Below are 25458 nucleotides of genomic sequence, written 5' to 3' on the forward strand. Positions count from 1 at the left end.
AGACATGAACAGCAAATATTCTCGTAGGCAAATGCTGGCCAGAAGTGGTCAGGCGTTATTGGCGCTGAGTATGCCATGGGGGACTTTTCAAATCGCGGCCGGGGCCTCCTGGCCTGCCATTGACCCCGGAAAACCGGTAAAAGTAGGCTTGGTGTTATCCAGTACGGGCTTTATGGGCGTGGTTGAACCGTATCAGATTGCGGTGTTGAATATGGCGATCGAAGAAGCGAATGCCGCAGGCGGGATTAACGGTGCGAAGATTGTTGCCGAAGTCCGGGACCCGGGCAGTGACTGGTCCAAATACGCCAGCTTCGGTAAAGAGCTGCTTGATCAGAACATCAATATCTTTCATTCCTGTTATACCTCAGCCAGTCGTGAATCCATGTTGCCGGTGCTTCAGCGTGGTGGTGCGTTGTTGTTTTATCCGACTTATTACGAAGGGCGGGAATGCAGCTCAAGTATGATCTTGACCGGTTCTTGTCCGAACCAACAAGTGGATAACTCTGTCCCCTGGATGATTAATAAATACGGAGGCAAAGTGTACCTCATCGGTTCCAATTACATTTATCCGAGAACCATGAACAAAGCGGCCAAGTTGGCGCTCAAAAAGCATGGCGGGGTAGCGGTAGGTGAGCAGTACATAGCATTGGAAGCCGATCAGGAGTCGGATTTTCAGAAAGCGATTTCAGACATCAAAGCCAAGAAGGCCGACTGGGTGTTGTCCAACGTCGTGGGGGCCTCAAACGACGCCTTCATGCGGGCTTATAAAAAAGCGGGGCTGACCGCTGAGGATGTCCCTATTATGTCGTACCCCTTAACTGAGCCAGAGGTGCACTCAGCGGGCATTGAGAACTGCGTGGGACACTACACATCGTTTACTTATTTCCAGTCCATTGACACCCCGGAAAATAAAGACTTTGTGGCCCGTTTTACAGCGTACCTGAAGGCCAATCCGGGCATTGTTTCCGGTCCGGCGGTGACGTCTGGTGTGATGCAGGCGGCTTATTCCGGATTTACGGCCTTCATTGAGGGCGCCAGAAAAGCCAACAGTGTTCACCCTAAAGCGATTGTTGCCGCCTGTCGGGGGCTTGAATATCAGGCACCGGAAGGTAAAGTCAAAATTGATTCGGAAAATCTGCATACGCATTTGCGTCCCCGTATTGGCCGGGTTAACAGCCAAGGGTTGTTTGATATCGTGGACGAAAGCGCTGACTTGGTACGTCCTGAAGTGTTTTCAGCCAAGATGGACCCAGGCAAAGAGTGTAAGAATGGCGGTGAATATTTGATTAAGGGCAGAAAAGTCCCGGCGCCGAAAGTCACCAGAAAAGTCATTCCTCAGGCATGATCAGGCATGATCCAATCCATCGCATGAAAACTGCCCGCAGTGCGGTAGGGTGGAGGCGATCAGTAACCCGGATATTGGGCTTGTTGCTCAGTGTCAGTTGGTTGAGTGTGGCGGTGGCGGAGGTCGTTACCATTCGTGCGGATGAATGGTTTCCTTTTAATGGCAAGCCCGACTCGGATCGGCCCGGTTACATGATTGAGCTGGCCGAAATGATCTTAAAAGAGCATGGTCATACCGTGGACTATCAGGTACTGCCCTGGCTGGGCAGTTTAGCAATGGTGGAGAAAGGCGCGTTTGATTGTGTGGTGGGCACGGATAAAGTAGAAGCCAGGAACTTTATCTTTGCCGAAGAACCCTGGGGCAAAATTAAGTCGACATTTTACGTCGATGCAGAAGACCAGTGGCAGTATGACGGTCTTGGTTCACTTGATCATAGGGTGCTCGGGGTCATTGGCAGCTATTCCTATGGCGATAAAATGGATCGTTACATTGATCAGCATAAGAATTCCAATGTTCAGATCGTCAACGCCAACAATGCGTTGCGACAGAACATTGGTAAGCTGAAGGGGAAGTTTATTGATACTGTGCTGGCGTTTGATTTGGTGATGGAAGCCAAGTTGAGAGACCTTGGCCTGTCGAATCAAATTCAGGCGGCCGGAGATCTGGAGCAGGCGGATTATATTTACATTGCCTGTTCGCCTGAAAAGCGATCTTCCCGGCAGTACGCAGATTACTTTTCAAAAGGCATCATTGAGATGCGCATCAATGGCAAACTCAAAACCTTATTGGATAAATACGGCATTAAAGACTGGGATGAATGATCTGTGGTAATCCGCGCCATCATCCCAGGCTGCTACGTGGTTATTTTACTTCCAGTGTTACGCCTTCCAACACATCGTTGGACTGGTTCAGTTTTGCTTCCCGAATAAACAAACGTTTTTCCGCAATGCCAGCTTCAATCAACTGCTTACGGGTGTTGATTGCTCGCTGATGGGCAATTTCGGTTAAAGTCGATGCTTGCACAGACATGGCTTCAATGAGTGTTTGTTCCAGTCGCTTGAATGCCTCGGGACTGGTTGGCAAGGGTTTGCTGGTTTGTTGAGCGAGGTACTGAGCGTATTCAGGAGACGCCGGGTCGGCTTGAATATTGTCTCTGCTTAATTGTTGCTGCCAGGCGTTGATTTGCAGTTGTCTGGTATCCTGAGTCAGTGTTTGACCGGTGATGCTGAGTTTCAGTGCAGCGCGTTTGTTCATGGCTTCAGCGATGCTGGCGAGCTTGGCGGTTTCCTCTGGCGTAAGTGCAGATTGCGCTGGCTGGAAGATCAACACGCTGAGGTCTTCATCGGTGCCAGCGATATTGGCCAATAAGGTGAAAGGCGAGGTAATGGCTTTGGTCAGAATGTTGACAAAGGCATTGATGACGACGCTGCCGTAATGGAAATCGGGGTCATTGAGGTTGCCTTTAATCGGCAAATTAATGTCTATCTCGCCTTTGTTGTCCTGCAACAAGCTGACCGCCAGTGGTATTGGCAGCCCTAGCCCGGCCTCACTTTTGGTGTACTTGCCTAATTCCAGTTGATCAATGAAAACGTGATTATCGGCCACCAGATCTTTGTTGTTCAGCTTGTATTTCAGTTCTGTGGATAACTTGCCCTGGGTCAGTGGGTAATTCAGAAAGTGGCTGGCGTAGGGTGAAAAGGTGGAAATTGCCACGTCTTGCATGGTGACGTCCAGGTTGGTGTAGGCTTCTTCACTGAGCGGATTAATTTTTCCTTCGGCTCTGAACGGAGCATAGCCGTTGACCTCGCCTGATATGGTGACGTCGGCGCGACTTAAATTGTTACTGGACAGTTTATCGACTGAGCCGTTCAGGCTTTCGATATTAAAGTAAACCGGTGTTGGTAGTCCCCGGTCACTGAACTGGACGGTATTTTTGCGAAGGGAAACTTTCTCTACTTCCACCAGCCAGTCGTTGTCGGCATGCTCTTCAGCGGGTGCAGTGATAGGGGCTTCGCTTGCCGGTGAAGTACCGTTTTGTGAAGTGCTGTCTTGTAAAGAACCGCTAGCTGGTGGCTTGACCAGGTCAGACAAATTGGTGCGGGTGCCCTGGTCGGTGCGTGCCAGAATGGTCAGTGGATAAAGCATTTGATCCAGCAGGATTTCCCCAATAGCCAGTGATTTTTGCGACTCACTGAACGCGATGTTCTCCAGATAAATGCCGTCTCCGGCCAGAATTGCTTGTTTATGTACTTTGTTGGTTAACTTAATGTCGCGTATTTGGCTGGAGCCGTGAAAGGCGTGGCCGCCTTTTTTGAGCTTGATCTGGCCATTCACATCAAACAGTACATTGTCGATCGACAACTCCGTTTCTTGATTCAGGTAGGGCTGAAGTGAGGCTACGGGGAAACTTTTTAAGTCGATTTCCAGATTTCCCTGTTGCTGAAGTAAGGCCAGCTCGCCATTGATTTTCAGGTTGCCGGTTTGGTTGGTGATCATGGAGGTCATCAGCTCGGACACTTGATCTGCGTCCGTTGATGCGTTGGTCAATTGCAATTCCAGGTCGGACAATTCAAATGTGGCCGCAGGTGTTGTGGTTTGGTCGGTGATCGTCAGCTGGCCGCCAACCAGCGATGTGTGGTTGATGGCCACCTGCCAGTCACTTTTGCCGCTGGCACGTTCCGAGGCTTTTTTGGTGGCTTGCTGGATCGGGCGTTCAGACAAAATCCGAATTAATTCCAGCTCACCGTCTGCGTTTCGGTTCAAAACTACGTTCAAACCGTCGTGTTTGAGTTCATCAATAAACAGGGCCTGATCCTGAAGATTAAACGACAGACCGGTGAGTGCTTGATGGTTTAGCGTGATTAGCGGTGTGCTTTGACCTTTTTCTGAAATGATCAGGTTGTTAATTTCGGTTTCGCCGTTTTGAAGCGCCAACTCGAACTGTTGATCTTTTTGGATTTGATAATCAAAACCCAGAGACAATTTACCTTGCTGAATTTCAAAAAATACATCGTCTTTGATGTAATCCCATACTGAATTGAGTGACAAGCTTTCCAACGTCAAACGGCCTTCACTGTAGAAAGGGTCCAAAGCGATCAGGCCTTTCCAACTGAATTCAGCCGTTTCCTCGCCCTGCTTCACCGCAATGTTCAGCTGATAGTTGCCTTCATCTTCCGGCAGGGTGGATAGGTTAGTTAAGGTCAGGTCAATCGGTCCCAGCGTGGTCTGATACGGCGTCTTTCGGCTGAAGTCTTCAAAATCAAACGCACCTTGGGTAATTGCTAAATGTTCGATGATCAGAGGAAAAGGCTTGCTTGCTGGTGCATTGTCAGGTTGCTCGGCCTTGTCCGGCCAGGTTTGCCACAAAAAGGCCCCTTGTTGATCTTTGGTGAGTCGGCCATATGGCTCGGTGATGATCACCTCAGACAACACTGCCGCCTGACGAAATAAGGAGGACAACTGCAAATCGGCGGTGACTTGGGTAAAACCGGCAAGCTGTGACAGTGGCTGCTTTTCCGCTTGAGCTGAGCTGGTTTGCTGCGAGCTGGCGGGTTCTGAAATGCGGAGATCGTTGATGGTGAGTCGCAGCAAAAACGGGTTAAAGCTGACCGAGGCCACTTCCGCGCTCAGTTTGGGTAATTGTCCAACCCACTGTGGAATTTGGCTTTTCAGGTAGTGTGGTAGCAGTAAGCCGGCGATGAATAAATAGAGGACATAGAATCCCAGCACAGAAAACAAAACAGGGTGGGATTTGAAACTGAATGTCGAGCGGCTGGTGCGGGCTTCCATGAGTGTGTTTTCCTTCCGAAAAGATCTACATGGCTAGTCTATACAGATTCATCAATGATGCCAGTGGAGATTGCTGATGTTGATGAAATATTAATCAAACCGACAACAGTCCTGTATGACTTTTGATCAGTCATAACTGACGCTAATCAACAAAAAAAGGCAGACATGCAAACATAGCGGTGAAAATCGGGTTCTAGACTGGGAAATGGGCTGATCAAAAAAATAATTACATACAGCACATTCGAGGTAAATGATGAAAACTACACCAAAGTCTTGGCTTGCCAAGCATTCTCTGTTCGCCATGTTAGTGGCAACACTCTCTCTATCTTCTCAAATCTCTCAGGCTGAGGTGCCAGATAAAGCGGCCGTGGTGGGAGACAGCATTACCATGGGTTTTGCCGCCGACTGTACCGGCAATGTCTGGTTCTGGGATTTATTCTGTCTGTTGGGCGGCGACCAGCCGGAGCACAGTTGGTTCAACGGTTCGTCCAGTCAGGTTAACAGTATGGACGATAAGTGGGATGCTATGAGTTCCGGCGTGAATTCTACTAAAGCGGCAGCCGCTTCCGGTTCGGAGTTGCGCGGTGGTGACAACAATTTTGCCACTCAGGCGCAGCAGATCGTCGCCATGACCACCAAACCGGATCATGTGACGGTAGAGCTTGGCGGCAACGACATCTGCAATCGGGGTTGTACCTATCCGGCAAATTGCAATGATCCACTGTATACCGATGGCCAATGGCGAGAATCGGTGCGCGCCGGACTAGACGTGTTGGTGGCGGATTTGCCTGCGGGTTCTTCGGTGCACTTAGGCAGTGTGCCCCGAGTTCAGGACCTGAGAGCCGCAGGGTTGGAGAAGCAGAGCCAATCCAGAAAAGTGAACTGCGAAAGCTTGTGGTCGACGTTTAATGTGTGTGAAATCGCCACCGCCGGCGGTAACTACAATGGTGAAAACCACGCCCAGCGCTATGCTGGCGTTTCTGCCGCGCAACAACGTTATAACGAAATTCTGCGTGAAGAAGCGGAAGCCTACAACGTGAACTCGGCAGGACAGAACCCGCGTGGCATTGAAGTGGTGGCAGATTATGTGGACGAAGACACGCTTTCCGCCGGTACGCGTTCATTCGGTGCCAGCGAAATAGACGGCGGTGATTGCTTCCATCCGAGCATTAAAGGTCAGAACTTAGTCTCTGATATTTTGTGGATGAGTAACCCGAGTAAGTAATGATCAAACACGAGTGACGTTCCCGTCACCATAATGAAGGTATCGTGCTCAGCCCGAAGACGCGCTCATCAGTCGGCATGTGAAAACAATGAATGTTAGTCACAGCTTTCTGAAGGGCGCTTATTTTGTTCCGTTTACTCGCCGGTTTGAGGCGTTGAACTGGTCACCACTTCAACATAGGCAATGGGTTAAATGGGTGTTTGAAGGCCTGGCTGCGAATGAATTGGGCCAGAAACGGATGGAACCCGGCGTCGGGGAATTCTCGGAGAATCCAGTTAATCTGTTTGCGGGGGACTCCAAAGGTGCGAAACCCTAAGGTTACATCAATCCAGTCGGCACGCCGAAACACTTCCGCCAGCGACAGGTTCGGGTCGCAAGCGGTGACTTTATGATGTTCACGGATGATTTTACAAACGTCTTCTTCCCACTCGGGGAAGTCGATGCTTTTCAGGTAGTTCTTGGCCAGTTGTTCCGACGGGCCAACGTAGTCGGCGGTATGGTCAGTCCAGATCGCCAAATCATGAAACACGGACGCAATGGCAATCTTTTCAAACTCGGTGTCGGTCAGCGTTTTGATCGCATCACACAAGTTAACCAAGCGATAAAGATGGTTGCGATAACCCACAAAATCTTTGCCCAATAACCCTTGGTAAGGTTTGATGACGCTTTCGATGGTTTCTGAAAATTTGATCATTCAAAGGCCCCTCGTTCCTATTAACTATCGAAGAGGGGCGGGCGTTTGGCAAATAGAAGTCTGCCTTTTATGAATTGGGAAAACGCCCTTTTCTGGGTTGCTACTCTACAGCGTAGTCTAAACGTACGGGCAAGCCCTGACGCATTAATTGCACCGTAATTTCATTTTGCTGGCTGAGGGTGTCCCATAGCGTATTCTGACTGTCGTGCAGCCACTTGTCGTTGACTCTCAACACCACATCTCCGTCTTGTAAACCGAGGGTTTGGTAAAACTCCTGTTGCGCAACTTGCTCCAATTTCAGCAAATGCTGGCCTTCGACCTGATGTTCCGCTGGCTGAAAATGTTGTTCCAGTTGGCTCTGATTCACCAATTGTTGATCCAACCAATCCCTTGATAGTGGTGTGATGGCTGTTCTGGGTAATTCGCGGTGCCCTTCATTGAAGGTTGGGCCGTCGGTTTGTGAGGCGGTTTGGTTTGATGAGTTTGTTCGTACTGAGTCATGGTCTGGCGAAGATTTCACTGCGTTGTCGCCTTCGACGTGAGAAGGCCCTTTGGACAAGTCCGATTGGCCGGAAAGCATCAGAAACTCAAGACGGCCCTGGTGATTTATGATGATGCGTTTGGGCTCAATGGCGACTAATTGAATCTCTGTGTTGGTCACTAAATCAATGGTGTCGTTTTGGTAAAAGCGGCGACTTTGCTGATATTTCACATGTTCCATCACCACCGAAGATTGGTCCTTTTTATTCGAGACGCTGATGGCCAGCAGCCTGAGTGGCAGCTGACTTTTAATGGGTGAAGAATGCTTGATGAGTGATGAATGATGACGGGCGGTGTCTGCTGGCAAGGTTTGAAGTGCATGATCAGCGTAAAACCTGAGTGTATTTAAATCGGCCGGGCCTTTGATGTACAGGCCATTGATGAAGGTTACGGGGGCGTTGCTGAGGCCCAGTGCCTCGCCGGTGGCAACGTCCTGTTCAATATCATGGCGATAATTTAAACCTTCGATGCATTGCCGGAAGTCTTGATGGTTCATCCCAAGTTGGTCGGCAATGAGTAAATATCTTGCGTTGTTCAGGTCGTTCTGGCGAGCGTATAGGGCCGAACTGAATGACCAGAATTTATTCTGTTCATTTGCGCAACGGGCGGCATTGGCGGCGGGTCTGGCGTTGCGATGAAACGACAACGGGTAGTCGTAATGCTGAAGCGATATCTGATGTGGGTAAGCGTTCACCAGCGCCCGAAACACAGGTTGCATCCGGGCACAGTGAGGCGACTGAAAACTGCAAAATACCGACACCGTGAGCGGCGTTGTGCCTTCATTTTGAGGCGGTAATTTATTGTCCGGTAAGGTGACTTTAGGTGGAATCGGAGGCTTGAGCAAAATACTGACGTCGGCTTGCTCGTCTGTCGTGGCGGGCGTCGAGCGAGTATCGTCGTCGATGGTTTCAGTAATTAAAGCCGATAAGGCTTGTCGGCGTAACTGATATTTTTGCCACTCCAAGTCGTGTAATTGTAGCCGGATTTTCTGATCAACGTCCGCTTGTTGTATGGGGTAGTCGTTGACGATGGCCACCACGGTTTTATTTGTTTGTATCTCACTAACATGCCTGCCATTGGAATCAGAACTGATGGAGGCTTCTTCTGCTGGCGAAGTGTTGAGCTGGACTTGTTCATCGTGAGGAACGACCTCCGATTTGCAACCCGTCAGCGTGATCATCAGTGAGTACATAAGGATCGACGGAATAACTATGGGTAGCCGATTCCCGCCATTTTTTAAAGGTGTCTTCATAACCGATCTCGAAGGAATTTTTATTGTTATTTTGTGGTCGAGTGTTCAATTCTTTTATGCTGAATTCACTATAGCAGTCGCAGCAAATACCGGGTGGGCAATAGGGACTGAGGCACAGGCAGTTGGCACTGCCTGAGCGAGTGTTTCAGCTATGTCATGGTTAAATCTTGAACTTGGCAATTAACTTAGACAACTGAATGGCCAGGTCGGAGAGGGTTCGGGTGGAATCGGCGGTTTTATTGGCATCCTGATCGGTGAGCTCCGCCATTTCTGCGATGCGGGTGATGTTATCGTTGATCTCTTTTGAAACCGATATTTGTTCTTCCGCTGCGGTGGCAATTTGTTGGTTCATGTGATTGATCTGATCCACCGATGAGGTAATGTTCTCCAGAGATTTTCCTGCGTCACCGGCTTTTACCACCGCTTCTTTGACTTCGTTGAGGCTGGCTTCAATCGCCGCCACAGTGTCTCTCGACCCTTTCTGCAAGGCCTCTACCATTTGATTGATTTCCTGAGTGGAGTCGTGCGTTTTACCGGCAAGCGAGCGTACTTCATCGGCCACCACGGCAAAGCCACGACCTTGTTCACCGGCACGGGCTGCTTCGATGGCAGCGTTGAGGGCTAACAGATTGGTTTGCTCTGCAATACTTTGAATGACATCAACCACGGTATTGATTTGTTCGCTTTCCTTGGCGAGCCGGTCGGTTACTTCTCCCGCTTCGGACAAGCGATTGGACAAGCTTTCGATGGTGTGAATTAAGGCCTGCACATCTTTTTGACCATTGATGGTGGCGTCATTGGCGTCATTGGCGGCGTTAGAGGCATCCGATGTGTGGGTGGCCACTTCCTGCACTGCGTAAGTTTGTTCATTCATGGCGGTGGCGACTTGCTCACTTTCCCCGAGTTGTTGCTGAACCCGTTTGGCGGTGCTGGCGGTGATTTCCAGCGTTTCATTGGAGGCTTTGCCCAATTGCTCGGAGGCTTCAGCAACTTTAATCAGGCTATCCCTGAATTGAGAAACCATGGCGCTAAAGGTTCTGGTAATGTCGGCCACTTCGTCTTTGCCGGAAGCGTCCAGGGTTAAGGTCAGGTCGGAATTTTCGCCCACGTGTTGTAAATGGTTTTTTAAACGGATGATTGGGCGACTGATGGTTTGTGAAAATAAATAGCTGCAGGCAATGGCGACAATCGCCACCACAAGGATGACGATGATGGCGCTTTTGATGATTTGATTGGAAACGGCGTCGGCACTGGCAAACGCTTCTGCTTTGTCTATTTCAGCGATGATGGCCCAGTTCAGGTTCAGAAATTTAACGGGTGCATATGCCGAGATAACATCGACGTTCCGGTAGTCCTTAATGATTTGATAACCGGTTTGGCCTGCCAGCCCGGCTTGGGCACTGTCACTGGTGATGGCATGAATACCGACACCTGAATCTTTGGCGTTGATGTTGTTGATGGTGCCTTGGTCAACTCCTGCATCATTGAGAGCAGTCAAATACAGGGATTTGTCTTCAATCAGGAACCGAGTTTCGCTGCGAAGTTTTGAATCAGATCCGATCAGGTAAGTTTCACCTGAATCACCTAACCCTATGTCCACCCAGTGCTGGTGGTGGGTCATGATTTCGTTAATTTTGTCCAGAGGCAGCTGAAAAATCAGTACGCCCACGTTGTCATCGCCATCAAAGATAGGCGACGCCAGGAAGGATGCGGGTGCTTGGTAAGACGGAGGATACGGTGCAAAGTCGGTAATGGCGGTGAAGTTCTTATCCGTTGTTCCTTTGACCATCCGGTAGACATCGGCAATGCCAGAGTCTTTAAATGGCCCTTCCAGCAGCGATGTGCCGAAATCCACTTCTTTAAAAACAGAATAAACAATGGTGCCATTGGTCGGGTGAACAATGAATATGTCATAAAAGCCAAAGGCTTCCAGATATTCCACCATATTAGGGTGATAGCTTTCATGGTATTGCTCGTAGCGGGAGTAATCTTTCAGGTCGACCAGCAGGTGTTTGTTGCCAATGGGATTCGGGTTATTGGCAATGAAGATGCTTTGGAACTCAAGCGCTTTGTCGGATAGCTGGCCGATCCATTGATCCACAGGGGCGCTGTCCCCGGAATTCAGAGACTGATATTTATTTTGAAAATCGGACTTATAGAAGCCTGAAACGGCTTGGCGGTTTTTATCCACATCGAAATTGCCGGTTTCCGGGCCGTGATCACGAAAAGCTTCTCCAAAATTCCGGGCGGCCTGAGCGGTGGTTTGGTTATGGGAAAGCGTGAGAATCAGGTGTTCCATGTTTTGCAGGTATTCGGTGATGTGGTTTTTGGTGGTGTCCCGAACGCTCATCAGGTGGCGCTTGGAGGCTTCTTGCAAAGCCTGGTGGCTGGTATTCGACGCAGCACGCTCGATTAATATGTTTGAAATAAGGACGGGAACCAATGCCAGAATGGTTGCGCCAGTAATGAGTTTGGTGGCAAGACGCATAACAAGAATACCTTTCGATCTGAGTTACAACACCTTGGCTCAATCATTTGTTATTGAAAGACTCAGCTCTTGAGCCCAAATATCTTCCAAGGTGATATGTATATCGGACAGACTTCCTTGTTCTTTAAGTAAGCATAGGAAATACAAAGAAAAAGCAGGGATGAAATAAAAAAATGCCGATGAACGGTCGTTCAGAGTTTAACGGATTGACGGGGTTCTTGAGGTGTTAAGTGTGTTTCATTGGCTCACAATCGAGGGTGAGCCAATGAACAAAAGAAGGAATATGAGGTGCGTTGTCTGGTTTAGGCCGCAGCGTAAAACATGTCGTCGGAGAGCTTGGCGTTATTTTCATCCACAAGGTTACGGGCAAAGTCTTCGCATTGGCCACAGCAGTTAGCGACACCGAGTTCTTCTTGAACTTGTTCGAAAGACATAGATTTTTCAGCCATTACCTGCTCAATATCGCGAGTTGTCACTTGGTTGCAAAGACAAACGAACATAGATGAAAACCTCATTACAGAAAACTATTTAGTCGATAAGTGAATATTATTCTAAATGATAAATATTATCAAACGCGTTTTTATTTGAGGCGACGAATGGCATTGAATAAATTGCTACGACTATTTGTTGATCAAAAAGTAAGGTTTTTCGATGATTGGTCGATAAACGGTCTGTTGATTCCTGCTAAAAACTGAATATTGGCACTGAATACAAATAAACAGGACGGATTGTAATGTACCGAATGATCTTGGATATGCCCTTAAGGTTTAAATTCTGGATGGTGAATGGCTTTTCTTTCATCAGTATGTGTATTTTATCTTTGTATGCCATTACCAATAGCTTCAAGCAGTTGAACCCTACAGAATCGTTTGGCTCAGACGCTTTTTGGGGATACTTCGCAAGCCAGGCCATCGGCTATGCGGTTTGGGTGTTTGTATTGATGTGTCTGGTGTTATTTTCATCTCAGGTTCTGATTTCGTTTGTCCACACTCACGTTCAGGCGTTAATGAAAGCAATGGAGCAGTCGGCGCGCAGTGGGGATCTGACTTTGCAGGTCAAACAGGATTGCAGTGATGAAATTGGCCAGATGACCTCCAGCTTTAATCACATGCAGACCACGTTTCATGCCATTGTGTCCGGCGTGCAGGCCACCAGCTCTGAAGTGAATGACGTGGCCCAGAGCTTTATTACCAAAACGGAAGGTGCCTGCCAATCTTTAAGCTCCCAGAAGACTTCCAGTTCTCAGGTCAAACAGGAAGTGGAAATTTTAAAATCCTCTTCCGACCAGGTGTTGGCCAGTGCCCAGCAGGCTAAATCCATTTCTGATAACGCCCGGAAGGTCTTATCGGAAGGTCGTTCGTCGATTGAAGCGATTATTTCTGCCACCAAAGTCATTGCAGGTGACGTTGAAAGAAACTCAAAACAGATCAATCGGTTGGCGGAAGACAGTGCCAGTATCAGTGGTTTTGTCGAAGTCATTCGAAGCATTTCAGAACAAACCAACTTATTGGCGCTGAATGCTGCCATCGAAGCGGCCAGGGCCGGAGAGCAGGGCAGAGGATTTGCGGTGGTAGCCGATGAAGTCAGAAGTCTGGCCAGTAAGACGCATGAAGCGACGGATAAGATCGGGGATATTCTGGCCAAGTTTGCGGAATTAACCAACGAGGTCGTGGTGGCGATGGAGCAATCCCAGCAGCACGTTGGCGAGTCGGTGGAACATGCTGATTTGGCGCAGGACTCTTTCTCTCAAATTGCAGAATCGGTGACTCAGTTAGCGAGCAGTAATAAGGACATTGAAGAAGAAGCCCACGGGCAGGCCACGAATACCGAAAGTGTGTTCGGCAGCGTCACGGACATTGAGGAGATTGCAGCCAATACAGTCCATGCCGCCAAGGACGTTCACCTGCAAGCCAAGCGTTTGGTAGCGCTTGCCGAAGGGATGAACGCCAAAATGAATCAGTTTTCGTTGAACTAGCGCGGTTGTACGGTTTACAGGCTTAACTTTTTCAGATCCTGCTGCATTAATGAGACGTTGGGCTGGTCGGCGGTATAAACGATCAGCCCTTTAAGTTTTGGGTGTTTCAGGTAAATGTAGCTTTGGTGACCGATGTTTTTACTTGCCCCAGCCAGAGCGTAGGTTTGTTTGAGCGAGTTCATGACGGTTTCCAGTTGTTGTTTCTGTTGCACTCTTAAACCCACAAATTCTTGCCCGTAGCTTTTTAGATAGTGGTTTAACTGAGCCGGTGTATCTGTGTCCGGGTCAACGGTTAAAAACGCGAGTCGGGCGTCGTTATTTACTTTCTTAGCCAGTTTTTGATAAAAGGCCATGGTCATCGGGCAGGTGTATTCGCAAGAGGTAAACCCGGTGGTTAAAAAGAGCGGCGTATCGTCAAAGTCCTGCCATTGAACGGCTTTACCTTGGTCGCTTTCCATGGTGACTGAAGGCAACTGAAAAGGGGTGACCTGACCGTAGAGGTTTTCAGGAACCGTCATTGCTTTAGGGGCTGTGGTGAATCGGATGGTGGCCAAAACCAAAGCGGTTAAAACCAATCCGGCGGTAATGAGGCCTAAAGTGCGGTTTGTGTTCATGGTGACTCTCCCTGTTGAGATCTATGTGCTTCCTTTGAGTTAAGTTAAGCACATAATTCGGGTCAGGAAAGTCGTTTAGGCGGGCTTGCCGTGATTGGCTTTTTGAGTGGTGACTATTTCTTATTGGACAGGCGGCAAAGTTCCATCCAGCGTTCGATGCCTGCGCTCCGGTATTTCTGTTTATGCAAAACAAAATAGAACTTTCGGTGAAAGTCTCTGTGCGGTACAGGAAGAGGAATTAAACTGCCTCGTTTAAAAGCGTCTTCTAATACCACTCGTGATAAACAGCCCACGCCTAAACCGGCTTCGACGGCTCGTTTAATTGCTTCGGTGTGCTCCAACTCCAGCTTTACCTGAATTTCCGGTAAGATGCCGTGCATTGCCCGGTCAAACGCTTGTCTGGTGCCTGAACCGCTCTCGCGTAAGATCCACTCAGCTTCTTTTAACTGCCGGTCAGTGGTTTGCAATTGGTCGGCCAGTGGGTGGCTGGGCGCACAAAAAACCACCAATTCATCGTCCCGCCAAGGAATGAGATCCAGATCCTGATGCTGTAATTCCCCCTCGATCAGGCCGATATCGATTTCAAAATTAAGTACTTTTTGGCCGATTTCGGAGGTATTGGCGACGCTGAGGGTGACTTCGGCGTCGGGTTGTTCCTGCATCATTTCGGCCATGGTGGCGACGGCCAGATAGTTACCTATGGTCAAGGTCGCCCCTACTTTTAAATGGCCAGCGTCTTTGTGTTGCGCCATGATGCGCTCCAGCTCTTTGGCTTGTTCCAATAACTGTTCCGCTTTCGGGCGTATTAATCGACCTTGCTCATTAAGTTGTAACCGTTTGCCGATTCGGTCGAATAAAGGCAGATCAAACTGGGATTCAATGTCTTTCAGCGCACTGCTGGCGGCCGACTGGGACATGGCCAAACTGTCTGCTGCTTTGGTGATGTTCTGAAAGTGAGCAGCGGCCAAAAATACTTCGAGTTGTCTGAAAGTAAATCTCATGATGAAAAACCATTATTGATAAAAGCGATTATCTAAATAAAAATTATCTGTTTTACAGATTTAGGGTTGAAGCATACAGTTAAAACCAAGTCTAACGCAAGATATGAAATTCACTTAGGAGCACAACAGTGAGTAAATTAGTTCGGGAAACGGTTACCAGTGTTCATCATTGGAACGATACATTGTTCAGCTTTAAAACCACCCGAGATCAGGGCATGCGTTTTAAAAACGGCTTTTTTACGATGATTGGTTTGGAAGTAGAAGATAAACCTTTGCTTCGTGCTTACAGTATTGCCAGTGCTAATTATGAAGAAGAAATGGAGTTTTTCAGTATCAAGGTGCCGGACGGACCGTTGACTTCCCGTCTTCAAAATCTTGCTGTCGGTGATGAAATTCTGGTGGGCACCAAGCCGGTAGGCACCTTGATTTCGGATAATCTGTTGCCCGGCAGAAACCTTTGGTTGCTGAGCACGGGCACCGGCCTGGCACCATTTTTAAGTATCATCAAGGATCACGAGATTTATGATCAGTTCGATAACGTCATCCTGACTCATGGCGTGCGCTATGTCTCTGAGTTGGCGTATCAGGACATGATCTCCAACGAGCTGCCAAATAATGAATATTTTGGCGAGTTTGTGAAGGATAAACTGAAATATTATCCGACCGTGACCAGAGAAGAATTCCGTAATCAGGGGCGTCTTACCGACTTGATTGACAATGGTAAGATTTTTGAGGATTTAGGGTTGCCTGAAATAGATCCGGAGCACGATCGTTTCATGTTGTGCGGCAGTCCGGCAATGCTGGAAGAGTTGACCCAAATGTTGGATGCGCGCGGTTTCAAAGAAACACGCGGTGGTGAGTTAGGTCATTACGTGATTGAGCGTGCGTTCGTTGAAAAGTAATCAATATTGATATTGTTTCTGTCATTACTGTGTTTGCGGCTTGAAAGTGGATCTTCAGGCCGTTTTTTTTGGAATTTTGTTTTCGCTTGATATTTCTCTTCAACTATCAGGTGTCGGTGATACACTTTGCCGATGAATAAAGAACTTATACGACAAGCCATTCTTAATAATCTGGAAGAAGAACTTCGGTTGGCGATCCATGCTGCCAACGAAGCCAGAGATCTGGCAACCCATGAAGAAAGCATTGCTGAAACCCAGTACGATACCGTGGGTTTAGAAGCCTCCTATCTGGCGCATGGGCAGTCCATGCGCGTGGCAGAATTTCAGGAAGCCATTCAGAGTTATCGAAACCTACCGATGGCGCAGTTTGATGAAGATACGCCGGTTCGGGTCACTGCGCTGGTGACGGTTGAATATCAGGATCACACTCAGAAGCAATTTTTTATTGGCCCGATGGCAGGCGGTATGCAGCTGAAGGTGGCAGGTGAAGACATCATGCTGGTTACCCCTGAAGCGCCATTAGCGAAAAAGTTATTAGGGCTTTATGAAGGCGATGAGGTGTTGTTTCCTGATCAGAATGAACAAGTCGTCGTTATTTCTGTTCATTAATTTTTCAATTATTTTTGTTCTTTATTTTGAAAAGTCACTTTATTGTAAAAATGTAATGTTATAACATTTCTGAAATGTTGCATTTATTCAGTAGAGTGACCAATGAAATATCAAAAAGTAAGTACAGAAGAAAATCGATCATTTTTTGTCAACGATAAAAAAGAAGTGTTTCGAAAAAGGTTAGGTGCTTTCACGGTTGTGTTGGCTGGAATGAGTGGCTCGGCCATGGCTGAGCAACGCCAGCACGATGCCCATGAACATGGTCACGCGGTGATGAATGTCGCTCAGGAAGGCAATGAAGTGGAAGTGGCGTTGGAAGTTCCGGCCATGGACATGGTCGGGTTCGAGCATCAACCGGAAAATAAACAGCAAAAGGCGTTGATCGAGAAAATTGAATCGGCACTTTTAAGCGCGTCTGATGTCATTGTATTTACGCCACAAGCGGAGTGCCGTTTAGAAAAAGCCAGCGTCGAAAGTGCTTTGCTTTCTGACCATGATGGACACGATCATCATGAAGGTCATGAAGGTCATGAAGGTCATGAAGGTCATGAAGGTCATGAAGGTCATGAAGGTCATGAAGGTCATGAAGGTCATGAAGGTCATGAAGGTCACAGTGAGTTTGAAATGACGTACCATTTTCATTGCGAACAACCGGAGAAGTTGTCCGGCTTTGAACTGAAACTGTTTGACGTATCATCTAGCTTACAAGAAGTGGACGTAAATTGGTTCGGTGAAACAGCGGTTCAGAAAGCCGAGCTGACACCAAAGCAATCCGTTATGTCGTTTTAACGAATAAACCAGGCGCCGATGGTTGAGATCGGCGGTCTTGTCATATTAATGTCATGATTCAAGCATAGTTTCTGCCTGTCGTCGTAAGCATGAAGAAGTTTTCATTATGAGTTCTAAACCCGCTGAAATGATTTTAAACATTAATCAATTGCGCTTTGCATGGCAGAAAGATGCGCCTGTGATGTCTGTGGATAACTTGCAGGTGGCTCGTGGTGAACGCGTGTTTTTGCAGGGCGTCAGTGGTTCAGGAAAATCAACGTTGCTGAGTTTAATTGGTGGTGTTGCTGTGGCTCAGGCTGGTGAACTGTCGGTCTTGGGACAAGATCTGACCGGGATGTCAGCCAAGCAGCGAGATCGTTTCCGGGCGGAGCACTTGGGGTTAATCTTTCAGCAGTTTAATTTAATTCCTTACTTATCCGGTTTGGAAAATGTGCTGCTTACCGGCCGATTCTCTAAAGCGCGCTCCGTGACGGAAACTCAGGCCAAGCAGTTGTTAAGTGAACTGGGGATTGATGAGGCGTTGGCGAAAAGTCCGGTGACTGCGTTGAGTATCGGTCAGCAACAACGGGTTGCAGCGGCGCGAGCGTTGGCAGGCAACCCTGAATTGATTATTGCCGATGAGCCTACGTCTGCATTGGATGCAGATACCCGGGACAGCTACTTGGCGTTGCTATTTGAGCAGTGTCAAACCCATGGATCATCGTTGTTGTTTGTCAGCCACGACCAAAGCCTGGCCAGCCGCTTTGACCGTACGGTAAAGGTGGCGGAAATTATTCAGTGGTCGGATGACAGGGATACTCAATCACGCGAGTTGAAAGCAACTGCGGAGGTAACTCAGGCATGAAGCTGATGACTTTGGCCTGGCGCAGTTTGGCAAACCGCAAAATGACCTCCATTTTGACGGTGCTGTCGTTTGCTTTGGGCGTCATTTTATTGCTCGGTGTTGAAAAAGTGCGTACCGAAGCACGACAGAGTTTTATTAATACGGTGTCGGGCACAGATTTAATTGTAGGTGCTCGGTCCGGCCCGGTGAATCTCTTGTTGTACAGCGTGTTCAGAATAGGTAATGCCACCAACAACATCAGTTGGCAGAGTTATCAGGACATCAGTGACAGCAAGCTGGTGAAATGGTCAGTGCCCATTTCGTTGGGTGATTCTCATAAAGGGTTTCGGGTACTGGGCACCACCAAAGATTACTTTGAGCACATTAAATACGGAACCAAGCAGTCCTTGTCGTTTCAGCAAGGGAAACCCTTCGAGGAAACTTTTGATGTGGTCTTGGGGGCGGAAGTTGCTCAGCAACTGGGCTATCAGTTAGGTTCTCAGATCTCAGTGGCTCATGGTGCGGGCAAGGTCAATTTTATTAAGCACGACAATTTGCCGTTTCAGGTGGTGGGTATTCTCGCCCCGACCGGAACGCCGTCGGACAGAACTCTGTTTGTAAAGCTGGCAGGCATAGAAGCCATTCATGCCGGCTGGAACAGTGGCTCACCCAGTGCCAAAAGTCTGAAGTTAACGCACCAAGACTTTGAACATGCCCACCTGGAACCGGAAACCATCACGGCGACGTTTGTCGGATTGACGTCCCGCATCGCGGCATTCCAGTTCCAGCGCTCCGTGAATCAGTATCGGGAAGAACCCCTGCTGGCGATCATGCCTGCTTTAACTTTGCAGGAATTATGGCAGTTGATCGGTGTGGCGGAGAAATCGTTATTAGTGGTGTCTGCGTTGGTGGTCTTTAGCACCATCTTAGGTATGATGATTACCATGTTGTCCAGCTTGCAGGAGCGGCGCAGGGAGATTGCGATTCTACGGGCCGTGGGGGCACGGCCCTACCATATTTTCTTTTTACTTGGGCTGGAAACACTGGTGATTAGTCTGCTGGGCGCGTTGCTGGGGTGGTTTGCTTTGTATGGGCTATTGGCGTTGGTTTCGCCGTACCTGATGGAGATGTTTGGCTTCCATGTGGCATTAGGTGCGCCAAGCGTAAAAGAACTGTATGTGTTGGCGACCATCGTGTCGGCTTCGTTGTTGATGAGTTTAATTCCAGGCTGGCGAGCGTATAAAAACAGCTTGTCTGATGGGTTGATTGTTAAAGTGTAGAGAGTATTGAATATGTTGAAAATGAAATCTTATTGGCTGATTTTGGCTGGGGCTTTAATGGTTCCGGCAGCGTGGGCCGTCACCAAAGAGGCGGTCGAAGTAAAGTGGCTGGACTTGATGCCCAAAGAAGATCTTGAAGCCATGGAAACCATGCCGGAAATCACCCATGAAACGCCGTTTGATAAAGAAAACCTGCCGGAGGTGATGTTTTCTTCTTCCGTAGTTGATACCTATGAGCAAAAGAACATCCGCATTGCCGGTTATATGGTGCCACTGGAATCGAATGACAAAGGTGAAATTACCGAGTTCTTTTTAGCTCCATACATGGGTGCTTGCGTGCATGTGCCGCCACCACCACCGAATCAACTGATTCATGTGAAATTTCCAAAAGGTGCCGAAGTCGAAGGCATTTGGTACCCGTATGAAATTGAAGGGGTGTTGAGTCTGGACTCTTTTGACAATGGCCTGGGCGCCGCCAGTTATACGTTGACGGCGGATGCTGTGACTGTGTTTGAGGGTGAGTGAATAGACTACCTCTTCAAACAAAAGCCAGAGCAGAGACGGTTTCATTTCTCTTTCCTGGCTTGAGTTATTGGTCAGTATTGTTCTTGGGCTGGCGGTCTATTCCGCAGACTTACGACTGAACATCTTTTTCAGCAGTGCGCCAATACCGATCACGATAAAGATACCGAACTTTTTCAGAAACAGAATGGCTGCGGCTAAGAATCCTGTTTTCGCAATCACTTTACCTGCCACCAAAGCGCCTAAACCGTAGGCTGCGACTTGGTCGATGTCTGGGTCGAAATCGGCGTACTTTGCGCCTTGGTCAAATTCGGCCATCGCAATGACGTCATCCAGATTGGTTTCGATCAGCTGCTTTTGGTGCATACCCGCAATGAAATTCAGAACCAACACACCCTTTCTGCCAAGTACTCGAATGTTGTAGTTGAGAGTATGAACAGGATCATCGCCGAATTTAATTTCTTTGGCCCAATGCATTTTATTTGAAGCGGCATCGTAATACGGTGTGGTCGCCCAGCCGATTAATTCGATGGGTTCATAGCCCATCTCGACACGTTGCTTACTGCCTTCGGCGGTGTCTTTTTGCATTTGTTCCAACAGGTCTGTGTAGTCGATGTCGTCGGCGTCTTCGTCAGAGACATAGCCGTCTTCTTCGTATTGGATGGTTACCGCCCAGGCTTCTTGGTCGAAGGGCGTTGTGTCCGCCGGGAATAACATGCCCAGTGTTAAGTTACCCGGAGGGTTACCCCAAACTTCGACCAATACCTTTTCTGCATCTTGTGGAGACAGGTAATAAAAATTCTCAGGTACTTTCACGGTTGCTACCGCATTTGGTAGCTTAATTTCTCCGGTTTGCGGGTTCAGTGATTGCCAAAGGTTGGTGGCCCAGGTCATGTACTGTTCTTCTTCGGCCGAAAATGCTTCGGCAGCGGCCTCAGAGGTAATAGGTTCGCTGGTGCTTGTTTCAGTGTCGGTTGAACTGTTGGCGAAAGCGTAGTTGCTGACGGCTGAAAACAGCAATAAGCTGCTGATGAAGGCTTTAATGTTCATTCAAGTTCCTTTTGTTTTTGTAATTAGGCCCGACGGAGCTGGGCTTCCATGTGTATTTACAGAGGGAAGTAATTGGAAACCAACTTGATAGCGGAAGCAAGGAAATGACGTGAAGAACGAGATGAATGGAACTTTCTCACACGGTTCTTGTACTTTTGGCGTGTAAGAAAGTTTTAAAGAAAAAGGGGTTGCGATGTTAAACCATCATAAACGACCGCACTTGTTCTTCGTCCATCTCAGCCCCTTTTCCTGACAACACCACTTCACCACGATCCATCACCAAATATTCATCGGCCAGTTCTTTGGCAAAATCCAGGTATTGCTCGACCAGAACAATGGCCATTTCGCCTTGGTCTCGAAGCATGGCAATGACTCGCTGGATGTCTTTGATGATGGACGGCTGGATGCCTTCGGTAGGCTCATCCAGTACCAGCAGCTTCGGTTTGGTGATCAGCGCACGGGCAATGGCCAGCTGTTGCTGTTGACCACCGGATAAGTCGCCGCCCCGGCGCTTCAGCATATCTTTTAATACAGGGAACAGCTCGAAGATGTGCTCGGGGATGTGACGTTCCGATCTTGGCAAGCATGCATAACCGGTTTGTAGATTTTCCAGAATGGTTAATTGTGGAAAAATCTCCCGGCCTTGGGGCACTGAGGCAATGCCCATGTGTGCTCTGTCTGCTGCTTTGGTGGTATTCAGTGCTTTCCCTTCCCAGCTGATGTTGCCGGACTGGGGGGCAAGGTGGCCGGTGATGGATTTCATCAGGGTGGTTTTTCCCACACCGTTGCGTCCAAGCACAGTGGTGACTTTGCCCACTTCTGCCGTCAGGGACACCTTTTTAAGGGCCTGACTGGCGCCGTAGAAAATATCAATGTTGTCGACGTTCAGCATGTTGTTCTCTCTTTAAAATTGGTTATCGGCCCAGATAAACTTCGATGACTTGTTCGTCATTCTGAACGGCGTCTAGGGTGCCTTCCGACAATACGGAACCTTCGTGCAAGACGGTTACTTTGCAGTCCAGCGCTTTAACGAATTCCATGTCATGTTCAACCACAATGACGGAGCGGCTTTTGGCGACGTCACGGAGCAAATCGGCGGTTTTAAAAGTTTCTTCGTCGGTCATTCCGGCAGCCGGCTCGTCTACTAACAGTACTTCCGGTTCCTGAAGCAGTAACATGCCGATCTCCAGCCATTGTTTCTGGCCGTGAGAAATGTCGCCCGCAACGGTTTCTTTTTGATCATCAAGGTTGATGTACGCCGCCATGTCAGTCAGCTGCTTATGGTTTTCTTTCGTCAGCTTAAAAAACAGACTTTGCAAAGGCGTTCGGTTTCCGGCTAATGCCAGTTCCAGGTTCTCCCATACGGTTAATGTTTCGATGACGGACGGTTTCTGGAATTTTCGGCCTATGCCAAGGTTGGCTATGTCGGCTTCGTCGTGTTGGGTCAAATCGATTTCACCTTTGAAATACACATCGCCAACGTCCGGTCGGGTTTTTCCGGTGATGATGTCCATCATGGTGCTTTTACCAGCACCGTTCGGGCCAATCACTGCGCGCAGCTCGCCTTCTTTGAGCACCAAAGATAAACCGTTAATGGCTTTAAAACCGTCGAAGCTGACACTGACGCCATTGAGATAAAGTATGGTGTCATCAGGAATGTGTTTATCGGTCATTTACACTTCCTCCACAAGTTTGGACTTGGATGCGTGAGGTGATTGCTCATTGTTTTCAAGAGCGCTGTTTGGCGTTGATCCGGAGGTGGCTTTCTTTTCCGCCTGTCGCTCGCGTATCTGGCTATAAAGCCCGGCGATGCCCTTCGGTAAATACAGCGTGGTGACTACAAACAATGCGCCTAACAGGAATAACCAGGCGTCTGGTAATACGCCGGTGAACCAGGTTTTGGCGTAGTTCACTAAAATTGCGCCAAGAATTGCGCCGTATAAGGTGCCGCGACCGCCCATAGCCACCCAGATCACCAGTTCGATGGAGTTGATTGGGGCAAATTCCCCTGGATTGATGATGCCCACCTGAGGGACATATAAGGCGCCAGCCACACCCGCTAACATGGCGGATAACACAAAGATCATCAGCTTATAATGCTCGACCCGATAGCCGAGGAAACGGGTACGGCTTTCAGCGTCCCGAACGGCGACCAACACCCGGCCAAGACGAGAAGAAACGATCCAGCGGCACAGGATATATCCCAATGCCAGGGCAATGCCGGAGGCGAGGAACAAGCTGATACGGGTACTGTCGGATTGCAGGTCAAAGCCCAGAATGTCTTTGAAGTCCGTCAGGCCGTTATTGCCACCGAAGCCCATGTCGTTCTGGAAAAAAGCCAACATCAAGGCGTAAGTCAGTGCTTGGGTGATGATGGACAGATACACGCCCGTTACACGAGAGCGGAAAGCCAGCCAACCGAATACGAAGGCCAAGATTGCAGGGGCAACTAATACCATCACCATGGCAAAGCCAAAGGAGTCAAACCCCTGCCAGTACCAAGGCAGTTCCTGCCAGTCGAGGAAAACCATGAAGTCCGGCAGCTCGGCGTTGCCGTAGACTCCACGATCACCAATTTGGCGCATTAGGTACATGCCCATGGCATAACCGCCGAGCGCAAAGAAGGCCCCGTGACCAAGACTCAGGATGCCACAATAACCCCAGATTAAATCTACGGCTAAGGCAAGCAGTGCATAACACAGGTATTTACCGAACAGCGTGACGGTATAAGTGGTCACATGCAGTGGGTTATCCACAGGCACCGCTTGGTTTAAGAAGGTAATAATAACCAACGCTGCGCCCAGGATTGAGAGCATTCTCAACCCGCCTTTGTCTTTCATTAAAAATGAATCTTTCATGGAATTAACTTTCATGAGTTAGCCCTCCACCGCTCGGCCTTTCAGAGCGAACAAGCCGCGTGGTCGACGCTGAATAAATAGGATGATGAATACCAGCACAATGATCTTAGCCAATACCGCACCGGCCCAAGGTTCGATGAGTTTGTTGACGACACCCAAGCCCATGGCTGCAACTAAAGTCCCCCATAGGTTACCCACACCGCCAAAGACCACGACCATGAAGGAATCGATGATGTAGTTCTGACCCAGGTTTGGCCCTACGTTGGTGATTTGAGACAGGGCCACGCCAGCAATACCGGCCACGCCGGAACCTAAGCCGAAAGTTAATGCGTCTACCCAACCCGAGCGGATACCCATGGAGTTGGCCATGGCGCGGTTCTGGGTGACGGCACGCATTTGCAAGCCGAACAAACTTTTCTTTAATAAGCCCATCAAGGCGAAGAAAATCACCAAGCTAAAGAGGATGATGTACAGGCGGTTGTAGGTCAGGGCGAATGATTCGGTAATCTCCAGTGAACCGCTCATCCAGCCTGGGTTTTCCACACTTTGATTCTGCGGTGAAACGAATGTCCGAACAGCTTGTTGCAACACCAAGCTGATGCCAAAGGTGGCCAGTAAGGTTTCAAGCGGGCGGCCGTAGAGGTGGCGTATTACAGTGCGTTCAATCAAAATACCGACCAGGCCGGAAACCAGGAAGGCGGCCGGGATGGCAATGAATAAGGAATAATCGATGAAATTAGGGAACAACACCTGTATGCCGAAGGTGGTGTAAGCGCCGATCATCATCATTTCGCCGTGGGCCATGTTAATGACACCCATCACCCCAAAAGTAATGGCGAGGCCAATGGCGGAAAGCAATAGTACCGAACCGGCACTCAGGCCAAAAAACAGGTTTTCTGCCACGCCGTAAAGCTGTTGTCTGGATTCAATGATTTCAATGGACTTTTCAATGGCGGATGCCAGATCAGACGGTTTGGCTGTTTTATCCAGTGTTTGTTTGAACAGAGCCAGGATCTTAGGATCGTCGCTGTCAGCGAGCACGGCGCTGGATGCAAGCTGTACTTCAATGTCGCCATTGGCGAACTCAATGGCGGCGATGGTGGTTTCTAACGCCGAGGTGATCTTGTCGGTTTCTTCGCGGGCCAATGATTTTTTCAGCGCCGGTAACATGTTGGGGTTTAACGCGTCCCGTAAGTTCCGAACCGCCTGAAGCCGCAATTCCGGATCGGGGGAGGTGAGTTGGATAGCGGCCAGGGCCGTTCGAATTTCCCCCCGGATTTGGTTATTTACTCGGATTTTTTTTAGTTTGCGTTTTTTAAAGCTGCCCACCACTTCGTTGGTCAGGGCACTGTAAGCGGTGTATTTTTTATCATCGCCTTTTTCGATGTAAACAAACTCGCCCGTACTTTTGATGTAATACAGTTTTCCCTCAAGCATTTGATTCAGAATTGTTTCTGCTTGTGGATCGCCGGTGGTTGCGATGGCGTTAAGGGCATCCATTTTTTCGGATACTTTCTTAGATTTTAAATGCTCGAAATGAGATTCCAAAGCCGAGGCTTGGCTTAATGCGGTAAACATTACGGAGATGAGCAATGCTAAAAAGGGGGCTAACCTGTTCATTATATGAACCTGCTTCTCGTATTTTGGCACAGCAATGGCCTACGACGTTGTTTCGTATTGCCTTGCTGCAAAAATTGAATGG

22 protein-coding genes are annotated in these 25458 nt (G+C 48.7%); 10 read left to right on the forward strand and 12 right to left on the reverse strand.

The window, feature by feature from the left end; all coding sequences use genetic code 11:
- Positions 1-4 precede the first annotated feature (4 nt).
- The gene (locus ABD744_RS11200) at positions 5-1345 is read left to right on the forward strand and encodes a transporter substrate-binding domain-containing protein (protein WP_344798527.1); all 1341 of its coding nucleotides are present in this window, start codon (positions 5-7) and stop codon (positions 1343-1345) included.
- Between the two features lie 80 nt (positions 1346-1425).
- On the forward strand, positions 1426-2166 hold the full coding sequence (locus ABD744_RS11205) for a substrate-binding periplasmic protein (RefSeq protein WP_344798529.1): 741 nt from the start codon (positions 1426-1428) through the stop codon (positions 2164-2166).
- A 40-nt stretch (positions 2167-2206) separates the two neighbouring features.
- Here ABD744_RS11205 and ABD744_RS11210 read toward each other — a convergent pair whose 3' ends face one another.
- Entirely contained in the window at positions 2207-5134 is a 2928-nt protein-coding gene (locus ABD744_RS11210) for a DUF748 domain-containing protein (RefSeq protein ID WP_344798531.1), read from the reverse strand.
- Between the two features lie 253 nt (positions 5135-5387).
- Here ABD744_RS11210 and ABD744_RS11215 point away from each other — a divergent pair, with 253 nt between their 5' ends.
- Positions 5388-6359 carry an SGNH/GDSL hydrolase family protein gene (locus ABD744_RS11215; RefSeq protein WP_344798533.1) on the forward strand — a complete coding sequence of 324 codons (972 nt, stop codon included), beginning with the start codon at positions 5388-5390 and terminating at the stop codon, positions 6357-6359.
- Between the two features lie 163 nt (positions 6360-6522).
- Here the strand turns inward: ABD744_RS11215 and ABD744_RS11220 are convergent, their stop codons facing one another.
- From ABD744_RS11220 to ABD744_RS11235, 4 genes are all read right to left on the reverse strand, one after another.
- Positions 6523-7053, reverse strand: coding sequence for an HD domain-containing protein (locus tag ABD744_RS11220; protein ID WP_344798534.1), 531 nt, complete (start codon positions 7051-7053; stop codon positions 6523-6525).
- A gap of 100 nt (positions 7054-7153) precedes the next feature.
- On the reverse strand, positions 7154-8845 hold the full coding sequence (locus tag ABD744_RS11225) for a thioredoxin domain-containing protein (RefSeq protein WP_344798536.1): 1692 nt from the start codon (positions 8843-8845) through the stop codon (positions 7154-7156).
- A 160-nt stretch (positions 8846-9005) separates the two neighbouring features.
- Positions 9006-11333, reverse strand: coding sequence for a methyl-accepting chemotaxis protein (locus ABD744_RS11230; RefSeq protein ID WP_344798538.1), 2328 nt, complete (start codon positions 11331-11333; stop codon positions 9006-9008).
- 302 nt (positions 11334-11635) lie between these two features.
- Positions 11636-11833: a (2Fe-2S)-binding protein gene (locus tag ABD744_RS11235; protein ID WP_344798540.1), complete on the reverse strand. Its 198-nt coding sequence runs from the start codon at positions 11831-11833 to the stop codon at positions 11636-11638.
- Between the two features lie 233 nt (positions 11834-12066).
- On the opposite strand from ABD744_RS11235, the gene ABD744_RS11240 reads away from it, so the two are divergent.
- On the forward strand, positions 12067-13308 hold the full coding sequence (locus ABD744_RS11240; RefSeq protein ID WP_344798542.1) for a methyl-accepting chemotaxis protein: 1242 nt from the start codon (positions 12067-12069) through the stop codon (positions 13306-13308).
- A 14-nt stretch (positions 13309-13322) separates the two neighbouring features.
- On the opposite strand, the gene ABD744_RS11245 is transcribed toward ABD744_RS11240, so the two are convergent.
- Both ABD744_RS11245 and ABD744_RS11250 read right to left on the reverse strand, forming a co-directional pair.
- A complete protein-coding gene (locus ABD744_RS11245; RefSeq protein ID WP_344798544.1) occupies positions 13323-13922 on the reverse strand; it encodes an SCO family protein in 600 nt (199 codons plus the stop codon).
- A 113-nt stretch (positions 13923-14035) separates the two neighbouring features.
- A complete protein-coding gene (locus ABD744_RS11250) occupies positions 14036-14923 on the reverse strand; it encodes a LysR family transcriptional regulator (protein ID WP_344798546.1) in 888 nt (295 codons plus the stop codon).
- Between the two features lie 128 nt (positions 14924-15051).
- On the opposite strand from ABD744_RS11250, the gene ABD744_RS11255 reads away from it, so the two are divergent.
- The 6 genes from ABD744_RS11255 (at position 15052) to ABD744_RS11280 (ending at position 19851) form a co-directional block, all read left to right on the forward strand.
- Entirely contained in the window at positions 15052-15825 is a 774-nt protein-coding gene (locus ABD744_RS11255) for a ferredoxin--NADP reductase (protein WP_344798548.1), read from the forward strand.
- A gap of 132 nt (positions 15826-15957) precedes the next feature.
- Positions 15958-16434, forward strand: a complete 477-nt coding sequence (locus ABD744_RS11260; RefSeq protein ID WP_344798550.1) for a transcription elongation factor GreAB — start codon at positions 15958-15960, stop codon at positions 16432-16434.
- A 102-nt stretch (positions 16435-16536) separates the two neighbouring features.
- Entirely contained in the window at positions 16537-17223 is a 687-nt protein-coding gene (locus tag ABD744_RS11265; RefSeq protein WP_344798552.1) for a ZrgA family zinc uptake protein, read from the forward strand.
- A gap of 106 nt (positions 17224-17329) precedes the next feature.
- Positions 17330-18067, forward strand: a complete 738-nt coding sequence (locus ABD744_RS11270; RefSeq protein ID WP_344798554.1) for an ABC transporter ATP-binding protein — start codon at positions 17330-17332, stop codon at positions 18065-18067.
- A complete protein-coding gene (locus ABD744_RS11275; RefSeq protein WP_344798556.1) occupies positions 18064-19326 on the forward strand; it encodes an ABC transporter permease in 1263 nt (420 codons plus the stop codon). Before ABD744_RS11270 ends, ABD744_RS11275 begins: the two co-directional genes overlap by 4 nt.
- A gap of 12 nt (positions 19327-19338) precedes the next feature.
- Positions 19339-19851: a DUF3299 domain-containing protein gene (locus tag ABD744_RS11280; protein WP_344798558.1), complete on the forward strand. Its 513-nt coding sequence runs from the start codon at positions 19339-19341 to the stop codon at positions 19849-19851.
- Between the two features lie 96 nt (positions 19852-19947).
- Here ABD744_RS11280 and ABD744_RS11285 read toward each other — a convergent pair whose 3' ends face one another.
- The 5 genes from ABD744_RS11285 to urtB all read right to left on the reverse strand — a co-directional run bounded on the left by ABD744_RS11285 (position 19948) and on the right by urtB (position 25376).
- Entirely contained in the window at positions 19948-20898 is a 951-nt protein-coding gene (locus ABD744_RS11285; protein WP_344798560.1) for a DUF2167 domain-containing protein, read from the reverse strand.
- A gap of 196 nt (positions 20899-21094) precedes the next feature.
- Positions 21095-21790: an urea ABC transporter ATP-binding subunit UrtE gene (gene urtE / locus ABD744_RS11290; RefSeq protein WP_344798562.1), complete on the reverse strand. Its 696-nt coding sequence runs from the start codon at positions 21788-21790 to the stop codon at positions 21095-21097.
- A 22-nt stretch (positions 21791-21812) separates the two neighbouring features.
- Complete coding sequence (gene urtD, locus ABD744_RS11295; RefSeq protein WP_344798564.1) at positions 21813-22571, reverse strand: urea ABC transporter ATP-binding protein UrtD; 759 nt, start codon at positions 22569-22571, stop codon at positions 21813-21815.
- Complete coding sequence (urtC, locus tag ABD744_RS11300) at positions 22572-23771, reverse strand: urea ABC transporter permease subunit UrtC (RefSeq protein WP_344798566.1); 1200 nt, start codon at positions 23769-23771, stop codon at positions 22572-22574.
- A 3-nt stretch (positions 23772-23774) separates the two neighbouring features.
- Positions 23775-25376, reverse strand: coding sequence for an urea ABC transporter permease subunit UrtB (urtB, locus tag ABD744_RS11305; protein WP_344798568.1), 1602 nt, complete (start codon positions 25374-25376; stop codon positions 23775-23777).
- Between the last annotated feature and the right edge of the window lie 82 nt (positions 25377-25458).

Source organism: Litoribacillus peritrichatus (assembly GCF_039537985.1).
GTDB lineage: Bacteria > Pseudomonadota > Gammaproteobacteria > Pseudomonadales > Litoribrevibacteraceae > Litoribacillus > Litoribacillus peritrichatus.